We start from the raw sequence: 14027 nt of genomic DNA on the forward strand, positions 1-14027 counted from the left end.
GCGAGGCAACCGCGTTGCCCCGCCCTCTCATCTCGCATTGCGCTGGGTGTATTACTCAGCCGCCCAGCCGCCGACGGATTTGACTTCCAGAAAGTCCTCCAGCCCCCAAACGCCGCCTTCGCGCCCGTTGCCGGATTGCTTCATCCCACCAAACGGAGAGCCCGCGCTGCGCGACTGGCCGTTCATCTCGACCATGCCCGACCGCAGAACCCGTGCCATGCGGTTGGCGCGCGCCTTGTCCTGCGTCTGCACATAATTGGTCAGGCCATAAGGTGTGTCATTGGCGATCTCGACAGCCTCTTCCTCGGTGTCGAAGGGGATCATGGTCAGAACCGGGCCAAAGATTTCCTCGCGGGCGATGGTCATCTGGTTGTTGGCATCGGCAAAGACCGTCGGGCGGACATAATAGCCCTTGTTCAGCCCCTCGGGGCGTCCGGTGCCGCCCGCGACCAGCCGCGCCCCTTCGTCGATACCTTTCTGGATCAGGTCCTGAATCTTGGTCCACTGAACCTCATTCACGACGGGTCCGATATGGCGGCCCTCTTCTGCTGCACTGCCCACGGTGACCTTGCTGGCGACCTCGGCCGCGATCTCAACGGCCTGATCATAGATCGGGCGCTGCACCAGCATCCGGCTCGGCGCGTTACAGCTCTGGCCGGTGTTGTTCATCATATGCAGCACGCCGCGTTTGACAGCCTTTTCATCGGCATCGGCAAAGACCACATTGGCGCCTTTTCCGCCCAGTTCCAGATGCACTTTCTTGAGCGTTTCCGCCGCGTTCTTCGAAATCGCCGTACCCGCACGGGTCGAGCCGGTAAAGCTGACCATATCCACATCGGGATGACCCGACAGCTGCGAGCCAACGCCCGCGCCATCGCCGTTCACCAGATTGAACACACCGGGCGGGAACCCTGCCTCGTCCATCATCTCGGCAAAGATCATCGCATTCAGCGGGCTTTGCTCGGAGGGTTTCAGAACCATCGTGCAGCCCGCAATCGCTGCTGCACCGACCTTGAGCGTGACCTGATTCATCGGCCAGTTCCAGGGCGTGATCAATGCGGCCACGCCAACCGCCTCATAGATGATCCGGTCATTCGGGGCGTGATCCCCCAGAGGGCGTTCAAACTGAAACGCCTTGGCGGCGCGGATGAAGTTCTGCAAATGCCATGTGCCTGCACCAACTTGCTGGCTGCGCGACATGTCAATCGGCGCGCCCATTTCCAGCGACATGGCCTGCGCCAGATCTTCCGCGCGGGTCTGGTAGATGTCGATCAGCTTCTCGACCAGTGCGATGCGGGCCTCTACCGGCGTTGCCATCCAGCCCGGCAGGGCGGCCTTGGCGGCGGCAACTGCCGCATCCGTGTCGGCCTGCCCACCCAGTGAGATCACCGCGCACGGCTCCTCGGTCGAGGGGTTGATGACCTCGAAATCATTGGGTTGCGACGGCGCGACCCATTGACCATTGATATAGAAATTCCGCTTTTCGATCATCCTGAGCCCTCCTGTCGGTTCAGCTAGAATCCGGCTGTTCGCCGACACTCTGTCACCCAAGCGAACAGGGGGCAATAGATAATTTGATCAAATTATTTTTCCAGTGAAACCGGCGAATTCCTTGGCCGCAACCACGATGAAAGGTTTAACCTTTGCACAAAGTGATTAGGTTTCAGGCAATCGACTCGGATTTTCAACAGGAAAGGAAGTAGCCATGGGTTTGCGCATCAACGATACGGTCCCGAACTTCACCGCAGAAACAGATCAGGGCACCGTTCAGTTTCACGACTGGATTGGCGACAGCTGGGCCATTCTGTTCTCGCACCCCAAGGATTTCACGCCTGTCTGCACCACCGAATTCTCGGCCGTCGCGCAGCTGAACGACGAATGGGCCGCGCGCAACACCAAGGTGATCGGCGTGTCGGTTGACGGTGTCGAAGACCACAAGAAGTGGAAGAAGGATATCGAGGAATACGGCAAGGCCAATCCCGGTTTCCCGATCATCGCTGATGAGGGTCTGGCGGTGTCGAAAGCCTTCGACATGCTGCCAGCCGAAGCCTACCTGCCCGATGGCCGCACCCCGGCTGACAGCGCCACCGTGCGGTCGGTCTTTATCATCGGCCCGGACAAGCAGCTGAAGCTGTCGATGACCTATCCGATGACCGTGGGCCGCAACTTTGCGGAAATCCTGCGTGCGCTGGACGGGTTGCAGATGTCGTCGAAGGGTGTCGCAACGCCTGCCAACTGGGTGCCGGGTGAAGACGTGATCATCCCGCCCTCTGTGTCGAACGAAGACGCCAAAGCCAAATTCGGCGCGTTCGAGACGATCTTTCCCTATCTGCGCAAGACCAAAGCGCCGTCTTAAGCCGGTTGCCGGGTCAGGGGGGCTGTCTGCCCCCCATCGTGCCTGCCGGCACGATTTCCCCCCGAGGATATTTGGGGCCAGATGAAGCAGGCGGGGGCAGGGTAACCGAAGGGAGACCTGCCCCTGGACCTCAGAACTTGTACCGAAGCCCGAAATTGACACTGAACGTATCCAGATCGTCTTCGACGGTCCCGGTCAACGCGCCGTTCGGGGCCAGTCGCCGCGACGAGACGTCAAAGGCGCGGGCATAGCGGGCGTCGACGGTAAAGGCGGTTGACGGGTTGATCTGGTAAGCCACACCGGCGATCAGCTGCGCGGCAAAGGCGGTGTCGCTGTCATCCAGCGCCACACCGGGCCCATAGGCAAAATCCAGATCCGAATAGGTGGCCCCCAGACCAAACCCGGCATAGGGCGTCAGCGCACCCGCCTGTTTGAAATCGAACAGCACATTGGCAAACAATGAGGTCTGAGTGACATCGCCCGAAATATTGCCCTCGGCACCCGGCCCGTTGCCCGAGAAGTTCACACCATCCACGTCGCTGTCGCGGTAAGACAGCTCCAGCTCAATCCGTGTGCCGAACCTGTCATTGGACCATTGCGGGATTTCCTTGCCGATGGCCACGCCCAGGCCGAATCCCGCGTCGAACTCTGTGTCGACGGATTGGTGCGCGCCGCCGATCGTGCCTGCGAAATCGCTGTCCTGCAGCTGGCTGTACCCGACAAAACCCTGAACATAGGTGCCGTCGCCAAGGCTCTGCGCGGCAAGCGCCGTCGCGCTGGCGGCGAGGGCCGTTGAGGTAAGTAAAATGTGCTTGAACATGATTGTCTCCGTTGCTCCAAACTCTGCTTGGCCTCGATGTGGGCGGGTTTGACGGAAAGGAAAGGCGCGAGGTTATCACTTCGCCTCACAGGGTTTTGGACGCGCGTGAATGAATAGATCCGGGGCTGGGGCAGCGCTGTTCATCGGCTTCTTCGGGCCCCTCAGGTTCTGGTTCGCGCCGAATTGTGATAGGGTGCTTAGGGGCAAAACTCAGGCATGCGACCAATCACCTCGGGCTTTCGGACTGTTCAAAGCAGGAGAAGACCATGGCTTTTACAGATTGGTATGTTGAAGGAGAGAGTTTTGGGAACTGCAACTGCGGCTATGCCTGCCCCTGCCAGTTCGAAGAGTTGCCGACCCATGGCGATTGCCGAGGCTTCGAAGTGCTGGAGGTGACCAAAGGGCATTTCGGCGACACCGACCTCAGCGGGACCAAAGCCGCGCTGATCTATGCCTGGCCGGGGCCGATCTTTGAAGGCGGCGGCGAGATGCAGGTGATCGTTGATCCCGCAGCAACCCCGGCACAGCGCGACGCGCTGGAAAAGGTCTTTCACGGTGAAGAAACCGAAGAGATGGCGACGCATTGGTATGTGTTCAGGGCGATGTGCGAGACGGTTCATGACACGCTCTACCTGCCGATCGAGTTCGAGATGGACCTCGAAGAGCGTACGGCCAGCGTTACCGTTGGTGATGTTCTGAAATCCACCGGACAGCCGATTCAGGCCCCGCATGGTGGCGGCGCGCATCGGGTCCGCATCGATATCCCGGGCGGGATCGAGTTTTCCATTGCCGAGATTGGCAGCGCCTCGACCCGCTCTGATGCCGCGATAAAGCTGGACCTGAAGGACAGCTATGGCCAGTGGCATCTTCTGAAACATGGGCCCGGCGGGGTTACCCACTGATCGGCACCCCTGTCAGGCGGCGTGCGCAGATGTGTTCGGGACCGATGACCAGCAGGGCAGCGTCAGATCCGCCTTCAGCACCCGAACCTCAAAGGGTTTCAGCACCGGCAACGCGGTTGACCCATAGCCACCGGCACCGCAGGCCAGATCCGGGAACAGGGTGAACAGCTCGCGCCTTGTGGCGGGAGCCATCGCGCCCAGTGTCGTGTCGCCGGGATAGAAGGATTCGGACCAGACCCCTTCGACATTCACCAACTCATGCCGGTCAAAAAGGATATGGACATACTCGACCCCTTGCGCGGGCAGTTCCTGAACGATTGTCCGCCCGTTGATCAATCCCTTGGCCGGGGCCAGCATTGCGGTCTCGCAATGCATCAGCTCCATCATCGCCGAGGTGACGGCGATCCGGTGTTGTGGCGAGACGACCAGATCACGGCTGGGGCTGTTTGGCCCGAAACATCCCGCCATGATCCGAACCGGACAGAGATGAGGGTCCTGTTGCAACTCCTGCGCTGACAAGCGACGCCTGCCGATCCAGCGCACCGGGCGGATATGGCCCTTGGCAGTGACAACCGGGTCGCCGGGGTTCAGGGTTTCGACCCGGCGCAGCCCGGCGGGTGTCCGGATCAGGGACCCGGCGGTAAAACACACGAAAGACGGCAGGGTCTGATAAGTAGTTGGCGCTGCCGTCCCGCCAAAGCTGGTCCCCGTGATCGTATCGTTCAGCTGCGCCTGACCCGAGGTGACGATGATGTAGCGCGGGTTCGAGAACTGAACCAGAATGAAGGTGACAGGCGCCCCGTTCACCGTTCCCGAATAGCTTTCGAAGGTGCTGAAATTTTGGCTTGTCCCGGAAATACCGGGCAGGGCCGACAGATCAAGCTGCGCGCTGTCAGGGTCGGGATCCTGCAACAGGGCGTCATTGTCGGTGATATCAACGGAATAAGCGGCAGTAATATCGACGCTTTTATTGCTGTAGGGGTCTGCGCTGATTTCGAAAACGGTTATCGAGGCCACGGTCGAAAAGCATCCCTGAATGCAACATGATCATCCTTATGGTTGAGTAAATACACGCATTAAGTGTTAATAATTGATTTACCAAGCCACGGGACGCCCGACACTCCTGACCGCGCCGACAAAAAAAGCCCCGGTCGAAACCGGGGCCTTTCGCATTCAATCAGAGGGTGGGCAGATTACTCTGCGCTTTCCTCTTTCTTTTCTTTCTTCTCGGGAACGATCTCTTCGCCGGTTTCCTGGTCGACCACTTTCATCGACAGGCGAACCTTGCCGCGATCGTCAAAGCCCAGCAGCTTGACCTTCACTTCCTGACCTTCCTTCAGAACATCCGACGGATGGTTCAGGCGGCGGTTTTCGATCTGGGACACGTGGACCAGACCGTCGCGCTTGCCAAAGAAGTTCACGAAGGCACCGAAATCGACGATCTTGACCACCTTGCCGGTATAGACCTGACCTTCTTCCGGCTCGGCCACGATCGACCAGATCATGTCATAGGCTTTCTTGATCGATTCCCCATCGGGCGATGCGATCTTGATGACGCCATCGTCGTTGATGTCGACCTTGGCGCCCGAAACCTCGACGATCTCGCGGATGACCTTGCCGCCCGAACCGATCACTTCACGGATCTTGTCGGTCGGGATGTTCATGGTCTCGATGCGCGGCGCGTGGACCGAGAACTCGTTGGTCTCGGACAGGGCTTTGCCCATCTCGCCCAGGATGTGCATCCGGCCGTCCTTGGCCTGTGCCAGGGCGGTTTCCATGATCTGAGGCGTGATGCCCGCGACTTTGATGTCCATCTGAAGCGAGGTGATGCCGTTTGCAGTACCCGCAACCTTGAAGTCCATGTCGCCCAGGTGGTCTTCGTCACCCAGAATGTCGGTCAGAACTGCGTAAGACCCGTCATCTTCCAGGATCAGACCCATGGCCACACCGGCAACCGGAGCTTTCAGCGGAACACCCGCATCCATCATCGACAGCGATCCGCCGCAGACAGACGCCATCGAGCTGGAGCCGTTGGATTCAGTGATCTCGGACACCACGCGGATGGTATAGGGGAAGTCGGTCGGCGCAGGCAGAACCGCCTGCAGCGCGCGCCATGCCAGCTTACCATGACCGATCTCGCGACGGCCGGGCGAACCCACGCGGCCCACTTCACCAACCGAATAGGGGGGGAAGTTGTAATGCAGCAGGAAGTTCGATTTGAAGTTGCCGTGCAGCGCGTCGATGAACTGCTCATCGTCGCCGGTGCCCAGCGTGGTCACGGCCAGCGCCTGGGTTTCACCGCGGGTGAACAGGGCAGAGCCGTGTGTGCGCGGCAGCAGCGAGGTTTCGGCTTCGATGGCACGCACATCGGTGGTCGAACGACCGTCGATGCGCTTGCCGCCCTTGACGACGTCACCGCGAAGAATACCGGCTTCCAGCTTCTTCATCGCCGAACCAAGGTTGGCGTCTTCCAGCTGTTCCTCGGTCAGCGCTTCCTTGATCGCTTCACGGGCAGCGGCAACAGCGGCGGTGCGCTCCTGCTTGTCGGTGATCGCGAACGCGGCGCGCATCTGCTCTTCACCGGCAGCCGAAACAGCGGCGTAAAGCTCCGAGTAATCGGGTGCGACGAATTCAAACGGCTCTTTCGCGGCGTCTTCGGCCAGCGAAATGATCAGGTCGATGACCGGCTGGATCTGTGCATGCGCAAAGGTCACGGCACCCAGCATTTCGGCCTCGGACAGCTCATAGGCTTCCGATTCCACCATCATCACGGCGTCTTTGGTACCGGCAACAACCAGATCCAGACGCTGTTCAGGGTTCAGGCGCAGGTCCTGCATGTCATCCACGGTCGGGTTCAGGACGTATTCGCCATCCACGAAACCAACGCGGGCACCGGCGATCGGGCCCATGAACGGCGCGCCGGAAATGGTCAGCGCAGCCGACGCGGCGATCATCGCGACGATGTCGGGATCATTGACCAGATCGTGGCTCAGCACGGTGCACATCACCAGAACTTCGTTTTTGAAACCGTCAACGAACAGCGGGCGGATCGGACGGTCGATCAGACGCGCGGTCAGCGTTTCTTTCTCGGTCGGGCGCGCTTCGCGCTTGAAGAAGCCACCCGGAACCTTACCGGCGGCATAATATTTCTCTTGGTAATGTACGGTCAGCGGGAAAAAGTCCTGACCGGGTTTTTGGCTCTTGGCAAAGGTCACGTTGGCCATGACGCTGGTTTCGCCCAGCGTGGCAATCACGGTGCCGTCGGCCTGACGGGCAACCTTGCCGGTTTCCAGTGTCAGCGTCTCCTCGCCCCACTGCATCGATTTCTTCGTTACATCAAACATATGCGTATCCTAGAACGGAGCACTCCCGCCCCTGCGGGTCTCCGGTTTTGCATGGCGGCCCCATTGCCGCCGACCCCATTTATCTTCCGTTCGAGTGCCGGGGTCAGGGCACAACGTCTCAGATACCGCGCGCATACATGAGAATGCGTTGGAAGGAAAGCGAAACCGAAAAAGCTGGCCGGATCATGCTGAGGCAGGCCCTGACCCCTCGCAGCGCGACACAAGGCACAAGGGCCGCATGATGGTTTGCGGCGTGCCATTGCCGCCGTCCGGGAAATGGCCTGACAGAACCGGATCACTGCGCTAACCTAACTTTCATCGGGGGGTGCGAATGGAAAGACGGCTTACGACAGTGCTGGCGGCTGACGTTGTCGGGTACTCGGCGCTTATGGATCAGGACCGGCAGGGTACACTTGCAGCGCTGAAATCGTTCCGTGACGACACGCTCACTGCCCTGCTGAAATCCCACAACGGCACATTGATCAAAAGCATGGGGGATGGCTGGATCGCCGAATTCCAGTCAACGTCCGACGCGTCGGATTTTGCGATTGCCCTACAATCCTGCGACAAGCCCGAAGGGCTGCGGCTGCGCATCGGTATTCACACGGGTGAGGTCATTACAGAAGGCGAGGACATCTTCGGTGATGGCATCAATGTCGCTGCCCGGCTCGAAGCTCTGGCCAAACCCGATCAGATCCTGATTTCGGACACGGCGCATCACAGTCTCGACCGGGGCGATGCAGCCCTGTTCGACGGCGGCGGGCAGGCCGAGTTGAAGAACATCACGCGCCGCGTTGGTCTCTGGTGCTGGCCAAAGGGCTCAACCGCCAATCTTGCAAAACCCGCCGACACCCGCCCGGGGATCGCCGTTCTGCCCTTCGACAACATGTCCGGCGACCCCGAGCAAGAGTTCTTTGCCGACGGCATAACCGAAGACATCATCACGGAACTGTCGCGCTTTCGCTGGCTGATGGTCGTGGCCCGCAACTCGTCCTTCATCTTCAAGGGAAAAACGACAGATATCCGCCAGGTCGGCCTGACGCTCGGGGTTCGGTATGTGCTGGAAGGGTCCGTCCGCCGCGCCGGACAGCGTGTCCGGATCACCGGTCAGTTGATCGATGCGGAAAATGGCAGCCACCTGTGGGCCGATCGCTTTGACGGGGTGCTGGACGATATCTTCGAGCTTCAGGACAAGGTCACGCAAGAGGTCGTCACGGCGATCGAACCTTCGCTGCGCCACGCCGAAACGAACCGGTCCCGCGCCAAGCCGACCGAAAACCTCGAAGCCTATGAACTCTATCTTCAGGCGCAGTCGCATTTTCATCTGCTGACAGATGACGCCAATCGCGAAGCCATCCAGCTGACGACGCTGGCGCTGGACCGCGACCCGGATTACGCCGCAGCCGCAGGGCTGCTGGCCTGGCTGCATATTCAGCGCCTTGTGCAGGGGCTCGACCCCATCGGCGAAGGGCCCAGGGCCGCCATCAGCGCGGCAGAACGCGTTCTCATGAGCGACCGCGCCGACGGCATTGCCATGGCTTATGCAGCGCATTCAATCTCGATGCTGGCCCGCGACCTGCCGCGCGCGCGGGCGGCGTTCAAACAGGCACTGGCCGAAAACCCCAATGCTGCAAGTGTTCACATGCTCGCCTCCATCAACCTGTGCATGTTGAACCGGTCGGACGAGGCATTGGAACACGCAACACATGCCATTGAACTCAGCCCGAAAGACCCGATGCGCCATGCGGCGCATATCGCCCGGGCAAGTGCGCTTTTTCAGCTGTGCCGGTATGACGAGGCCGCCGCCGCCGCGCGTGACGCTCTGGCCGTTCGGTCCGGATTTGTCATGAGCCACCTGATGCTTATTGCCGCCTTGGGCCAGATGTCGGATGCCGCAGCGGCGCAGGCGGCGATAAGCGACCTGCAAGCGCTGCGCCCCGATATCACCGCTTCCTCGGATCAGACCAGACTGCCGGTCTTTACCGTTCCGGCCTGTGCGGAAAGCTGGCGCGAAGGGTGGAAAAAGGCCGGTCTTCCCGAATAACGGCTGATCTACAGATACGCGTTCAGCTGCTGTCACGAAACTCCGCGCGCGCGCCGGCTGGCGGCGTCCGGATGTTCAAGTGTGATGTTCACCACAGAGAGAATTCAAAACTCGTCTATTGTGCAGGCTTATTGTGTCAAAGTTAATGAAAGTAGGTTTACCCATGAAGCTCCATTCCGCCTCTGGCATTTCATTCAACCCTGATGTGTTCGACGAGTCATTCATCGAAATGCTCGACAAGCTCCCCGAGGACGCGGTCGAGGACGTCGACCTTGGTGCAGGCCCGAAGATGCCGCTGATGACAGCCCCCGCCGCCGAACCAAGTGCGGCGGACGTGGCCGCGATCATGGAAAGCGCATGGCAAGAGCTTTATGCCTCAGACGAAGGGGCCGATATCCGGGCGCTACCGGCGGACCAGCAGGCGCAGATCAAGGCACGGTTCCTGTCCCCCGACCCGATACCCGAGGCCGAAGCCGCCACGGTTCCCGTCGATGCCGCGCCGTTTTCGGTGCGGGAAACCGCGGACAGCCTGATCCTGATGCAGGGGGACACACCGCTTTTGGGGGCACCGCTGGGCACCAGCAGGAAAAAGCGCAAGAAGGCCGCGCTGAACACCTTTATTGGGGCCGCCGCCAAGGCCTTTGCCGATATCATCACGATGGCCATGGCGGCACTGGGGGTTTATCAGGCGCTCGGAACCAAGACGGTCACGCGGGCCGGGGCCGGGATTGCCGTCAAATGCAGCGGACCGATCAGCCGCCACGCCGGTGCAATCGCCAAGGCCGGAACGGCGGGCAGCGATCTGGCCATGATGAAGGCCATGCTGGGCGTCGCCAAGGCGTCTGTCGGGTTCACCAAACTTGCGGGCATCGTTCTGACCGACATGAGCGGCCTGGAAAAAGCCGCCGCGATTGCCACCTGCGTCGGCGGCATGACACTGGCCGTCGCCTCGGCAAGCGGGTCGTTCTGGGTGTCGATGCTGGCGATGGTAACCGCAGTTGCGATGTTCGTGATCGACACCGCCTTGGCGGTCGATACCTACAAAAAGTGGCAGGCGATCTGACCAGAGACATCAAAAGCCATACCGAGCGACGTCGCGGATGGGCACCGCGGTGCCGTCGCGGCTGTTTGCCTAAGTGCTCATGCTTCTGAGAACTCGTTGATAGAAGGCGCCGTCCGCATCCTTATCTGCACGACTTGCGACCCATTCCAAATCCAAATTCAGTGCCCCTACGGGAACGATCTTCCGCGCGATTTCAGGTGGCGTGGTTTTGTCTGTCGTTCCATTCTTCCAATCGTGAAAGGCTGATGAGTATCGAACAACCGCTCCGCTGGTCGGCAATTCGAGCAACCCGCCCTCGGCAAAGAACATCAACCCGTCACCCATTTCTTCCCCGATGAGTTTGAGCTTGTTTCCCAAACGATGTTTGAGGATGGTCACAAACACTATCGCCGCGGAAAACGTGAATTTATCGACAAGCACAACAACCTGCTTACTTGCGCTTTGCGAGATCGCGTCTATCAACGGCATCGTCAAAAGAAAATCGCCGCCGGTGTTTCCGCGAACGTCAAGCAATAGCGTTCTGTCCGGACAGGCGCGCACGCGTTCCGCTGCGGCTGAGACGGCTTTAAGCAGCGTTGTCTCGTTCGGAGTAAAAAAACTCGGCAACGCTATTGATAGCCCAAGATCCTGCCAATCCTTTATCTCCACAAAAGTCTCGGGCACCCAAGTTGGATCATCCTTGCCGTGCTCGTTTCTCGGGTAGAGCATCGATCCGGGAACAGTGTTTCCATTTGCCACTTTCAGATTGGTTATCTGCCCATTTTCGTCCTGAACACGGTACTCGGTCGTTCCGCCGTTTGACGAAATACCCAAACGTGCCAAGGCGTACGGCCAAGCCAAAAGAATCGGTCCGATGACTCGCTTCCTTTGGCGCGTTCCCGCAAGAAACTGTTCCGCCTTGGCTTCAATCTGGCTCAAAGCTGTGCCGTTGACCGCAATCAGTTCTCCTCGCGGTGCATTTATCTCTGGAAACGCGCCGAAGAGTTGCACAGAACGCCCTACGCTCACGAACCTCAGCGGAAGCACTGCGATCGCATCGTTCGGGATTAGCCGTGTGTGCCCATTGTCGGGAAGTGCCAATAGACGCATCGCGGACATCAAGAAGGCTTCGGTGGAGCCCTGCAAGGCGTATCGCCGGGTTTCACTAATACAATTGTCTATCACCGCATTTTCGATCTGCTGAAAGCTGGGATCGGTCCGCAGGACAGTTTCTAAAATTTTGTTTAGGTCTTCCGTGAGCGACATGTCTCACGATGAGCATGGCCGCTCGTCAATGTCCAGATTGTGCTCACCCTGCCAACAGAGAATGAGTTAACCACCCGCAGCATTGGTCGGTCGGTATACTTGACATTCGTCCACATAAGAAAACGCCCGCCATTTGGGCGGGCGTACAAATCTTACAGACCGGGATTCAGAACCGGTACAAAACGTAACAAATATGTTTAGCGGCGGATGCCCAGCTTTTTGATCAGGTCCTGGTAACGCGCCTCTTCCTTGCCCTTCAGGTAGTCCAGCAGCTTACGGCGCTGAGCAACCATTTTCAGCAGACCACGACGACCGTGGTTGTCTTTCTTGTGGGTCTTGAAGTGCTCGGTCAGGGTGTTGATGCGCGAGGTCAGGATAGCAACCTGTACTTCAGGCGAACCGGTGTCGCCTTCTTTGGTTGCGAATTCTTGCATGACGCGTGCTTTTTCAGCGGCAGTGATCGACATCGGGGTCTCCTTTAAAAGGTTAGAGTTGATGGCGCAGGCCGGGATGTCGTCCAGCACAGGCCCATGGAGAAAACCGCACCGATTCCGATGCGGATGGGCGCGTATAAGCGCATTTGACCCAAATGGCAAAGGGTTTCTGCGGGCTCAGACCATCTGGCCGTATTGTGCCAGCTGGGCTTCGGTGATCAGCTGAATATCGGCCGCAGTCATCCCTTCGGCACCATATACCTGCGCAACTTCCTGACCATCGATGAAAACCCTTGTCAGGTTGGCGTTTTCGGCGTCGGCCTCAACCTCGATTGCCGGGTCGGTCTCATCCTCCCACGTCACCAGCAGCTTGTCTTCGCCGGGTTGAAACCCCATCACGGTCACCTTATCGTCGCCTGGGTTCAACACGATGTCATCGGCCCCGTCTCCGCCCGTTACCACGTCTTTGCCGCCTGCCAGAATGGTATCGTCACCCGCACCGCCGTTCAGGAAATCCCTTTCGGCGGCCCCCTCTTCGATCCCGAAAACAAAGTCGTCTCCATCCCCGCCAAAGACGGTATCCTTACCTTCGTTACCGTTCAGAACATCGTCCCCGAACCCGCCCTGCAACGCATCATCCCCTGCGCCGCCGTCCAGCCTGTCGTCGCCCTGACCGCCAAACAGTTCGTCCTCACCCGCACCGCCATCCAGTGTGTCGTTACCAAAGTGACCGTAAAGGGCGTCATCCCCGTCATCTCCGAACAAGAGGTCGTCATCCGCCTCACCGTGCAGGATGTCATTTCCCTGCCCGCCCGATATCTCATCCGCGCCGTCGCCCCCGTGCAGAACGTCGTTGCCCTTGGCACCGTTTATCGTGTCGTCCCCGCCATAGCCGTTGATCTGATCGACACCGTCCTGCCTGGTAATCACGTCCGAACCATCGCCTCCGGCAATCACGAGATCGCCTTCAAACTCCGAGATCACAGTCCCGGTGGGGGGCGCCTCGTCACTGTCCTGCGAAGGTTCGGTGTCGGTGTTTTCCGGATCTTCGACACCCTCGCCGATAACCAGAAACTCACCGGTATCAACCTCGGCTGATGGTTCACCTTCGGGGTTTTCATCCGGCGTGTCGTCCTCTTCGATCAGAAAATCGCTCATCGCGTAAGCAGCGCCGCCAATGGCGGCCAGTCCAAGCAATCCGGCCAGAAACATGGAACCCCTCCGAAAGCACGATGCTCCGAGGGTGGAATATCCCATATCGCCCGTCACAGGGTCAAAGGTAAACCTTTGAAATGGTTAACCCTTTGTCACCAGAGCTCAGGCTGCTGCGTATAGGCGATATAAAGCGGATGTTTGGGGTGACCGTCCTTGGTCAGGCCCAGATGGAACAGCGATTGGCCAGTGCCGCGCAACAGGGTTTCCACCGCAGGGCCGCGCCCCAGATGCGCGCCATGCGTGCCCCAGGCCGCGATGACCTGATCGGCCCATTGCACACCGTCCAGAATGGCCGCGTCATTCTCGGGCCCGACCGGATCGGCGGCAGCCCGCATCTTGCGCGGGTCGGTGTCGCGCCACGCAAAAATGTTCGTGACCTGAAACGCGCCGAACCCAAGCGCGCGTGCGCGCCGTTCACAGCGTTCCACCGTCGGGTCGTTCTGCACCTCGGTCGCGGTTGATGGGTTCAGCATCACAAACAGCGCCTTGCGACCTTCAGGGTCCCAGATGCGGGTCAGGCTATATCGGTATTTCTCGCAATCGGAATAGATGGCGGTCGAGGGCGCGTCGCCCTTGGTATGGGAACGGGTGATCATGCCATTCG

General features: G+C 59.4%; 12 protein-coding genes. 4 read left to right on the top strand and 8 right to left on the bottom strand.

What is annotated here, in order from left to right; translation table 11 throughout:
- Window positions 1-51: 51 nt before the first annotated feature.
- Window positions 52-1491: an aldehyde dehydrogenase family protein gene (locus AC2FLO_RS02255; RefSeq protein ID WP_209505102.1), complete on the bottom strand. Its 1440-nt coding sequence runs from the start codon at window positions 1489-1491 to the stop codon at window positions 52-54.
- Window positions 1492-1705: 214 nt separating this feature from the next.
- On the opposite strand from AC2FLO_RS02255, the gene AC2FLO_RS02260 reads away from it, so the two are divergent.
- Complete coding sequence (locus AC2FLO_RS02260) at window positions 1706-2356, top strand: peroxiredoxin (RefSeq protein ID WP_209598426.1); 651 nt, start codon at window positions 1706-1708, stop codon at window positions 2354-2356.
- Between the two features lie 130 nt (window positions 2357-2486).
- On the opposite strand, the gene AC2FLO_RS02265 is transcribed toward AC2FLO_RS02260, so the two are convergent.
- Window positions 2487-3176 carry an outer membrane protein gene (locus tag AC2FLO_RS02265; RefSeq protein WP_496754589.1) on the bottom strand — a complete coding sequence of 230 codons (690 nt, stop codon included), beginning with the start codon at window positions 3174-3176 and terminating at the stop codon, window positions 2487-2489.
- Between the two features lie 266 nt (window positions 3177-3442).
- Between AC2FLO_RS02265 and AC2FLO_RS02270 the strand changes: the two genes are divergently transcribed.
- Window positions 3443-4078, top strand: a complete 636-nt coding sequence (locus AC2FLO_RS02270; protein ID WP_480506515.1) for a DUF1326 domain-containing protein — start codon at window positions 3443-3445, stop codon at window positions 4076-4078.
- Between the two features lie 12 nt (window positions 4079-4090).
- Here AC2FLO_RS02270 and AC2FLO_RS02275 read toward each other — a convergent pair whose 3' ends face one another.
- Window positions 4091-5095: a Hint domain-containing protein gene (locus AC2FLO_RS02275; protein ID WP_496754590.1), complete on the bottom strand. Its 1005-nt coding sequence runs from the start codon at window positions 5093-5095 to the stop codon at window positions 4091-4093.
- 176 nt (window positions 5096-5271) lie between these two features.
- Window positions 5272-7422 (bottom strand): polyribonucleotide nucleotidyltransferase, encoded by a 2151-nt coding sequence (pnp, locus tag AC2FLO_RS02280; protein ID WP_209505097.1) that lies wholly within the window; start codon window positions 7420-7422, stop codon window positions 5272-5274.
- 331 nt (window positions 7423-7753) lie between these two features.
- Between pnp and AC2FLO_RS02285 the strand changes: the two genes are divergently transcribed.
- Together AC2FLO_RS02285 and AC2FLO_RS02290 are read left to right on the top strand one after the other, a co-directional pair.
- Window positions 7754-9466, top strand: a complete 1713-nt coding sequence (locus AC2FLO_RS02285) for an adenylate/guanylate cyclase domain-containing protein (protein WP_496754591.1) — start codon at window positions 7754-7756, stop codon at window positions 9464-9466.
- A gap of 163 nt (window positions 9467-9629) precedes the next feature.
- Entirely contained in the window at window positions 9630-10529 is a 900-nt protein-coding gene (locus tag AC2FLO_RS02290; RefSeq protein ID WP_496754592.1) for a hypothetical protein, read from the top strand.
- 69 nt (window positions 10530-10598) lie between these two features.
- Here AC2FLO_RS02290 and AC2FLO_RS02295 read toward each other — a convergent pair whose 3' ends face one another.
- The 4 genes from AC2FLO_RS02295 to AC2FLO_RS02310 all read right to left on the bottom strand — a co-directional run bounded on the left by AC2FLO_RS02295 (window position 10599) and on the right by AC2FLO_RS02310 (window position 14019).
- Window positions 10599-11774: a S41 family peptidase gene (locus AC2FLO_RS02295; RefSeq protein WP_496754593.1), complete on the bottom strand. Its 1176-nt coding sequence runs from the start codon at window positions 11772-11774 to the stop codon at window positions 10599-10601.
- Window positions 11775-11971: 197 nt separating this feature from the next.
- Window positions 11972-12241, bottom strand: a complete 270-nt coding sequence (rpsO, locus tag AC2FLO_RS02300; RefSeq protein ID WP_170329634.1) for a 30S ribosomal protein S15 — start codon at window positions 12239-12241, stop codon at window positions 11972-11974.
- 144 nt (window positions 12242-12385) lie between these two features.
- On the bottom strand, window positions 12386-13420 hold the full coding sequence (locus AC2FLO_RS02305; RefSeq protein WP_496754594.1) for a calcium-binding protein: 1035 nt from the start codon (window positions 13418-13420) through the stop codon (window positions 12386-12388).
- Window positions 13421-13515: 95 nt separating this feature from the next.
- A complete protein-coding gene (locus AC2FLO_RS02310; protein WP_480833335.1) occupies window positions 13516-14019 on the bottom strand; it encodes a DUF1643 domain-containing protein in 504 nt (167 codons plus the stop codon).
- Between the last annotated feature and the right edge of the window lie 8 nt (window positions 14020-14027).

The organism is Ruegeria sp. TASC047, assembly GCF_059612445.1.

Coding starts and splice junctions, on each gene's coding strand:
- AC2FLO_RS02255 (WP_209505102.1), bottom strand. CDS start 1,491: ATGATCGAAAAGCGGAATTTCTATATCAATGGTCAATGGGTCGCGCCG.
- AC2FLO_RS02260 (WP_209598426.1), top strand. CDS start 1,706: ATGGGTTTGCGCATCAACGATACGGTCCCGAACTTCACCGCAGAAACA.
- AC2FLO_RS02265 (WP_496754589.1), bottom strand. CDS start 3,176: ATGTTCAAGCACATTTTACTTACCTCAACGGCCCTCGCCGCCAGCGCG.
- AC2FLO_RS02270 (WP_480506515.1), top strand. CDS start 3,443: ATGGCTTTTACAGATTGGTATGTTGAAGGAGAGAGTTTTGGGAACTGC.
- pnp (WP_209505097.1), bottom strand. CDS start 7,422: ATGTTTGATGTAACGAAGAAATCGATGCAGTGGGGCGAGGAGACGCTG.
- AC2FLO_RS02285 (WP_496754591.1), top strand. CDS start 7,754: ATGGAAAGACGGCTTACGACAGTGCTGGCGGCTGACGTTGTCGGGTAC.
- AC2FLO_RS02290 (WP_496754592.1), top strand. CDS start 9,630: ATGAAGCTCCATTCCGCCTCTGGCATTTCATTCAACCCTGATGTGTTC.
- AC2FLO_RS02295 (WP_496754593.1), bottom strand. CDS start 11,774: ATGTCGCTCACGGAAGACCTAAACAAAATTTTAGAAACTGTCCTGCGG.
- rpsO (WP_170329634.1), bottom strand. CDS start 12,241: ATGTCGATCACTGCCGCTGAAAAAGCACGCGTCATGCAAGAATTCGCA.
- AC2FLO_RS02305 (WP_496754594.1), bottom strand. CDS start 13,420: ATGTTTCTGGCCGGATTGCTTGGACTGGCCGCCATTGGCGGCGCTGCT.
- AC2FLO_RS02310 (WP_480833335.1), bottom strand. CDS start 14,019: ATGATCACCCGTTCCCATACCAAGGGCGACGCGCCCTCGACCGCCATC.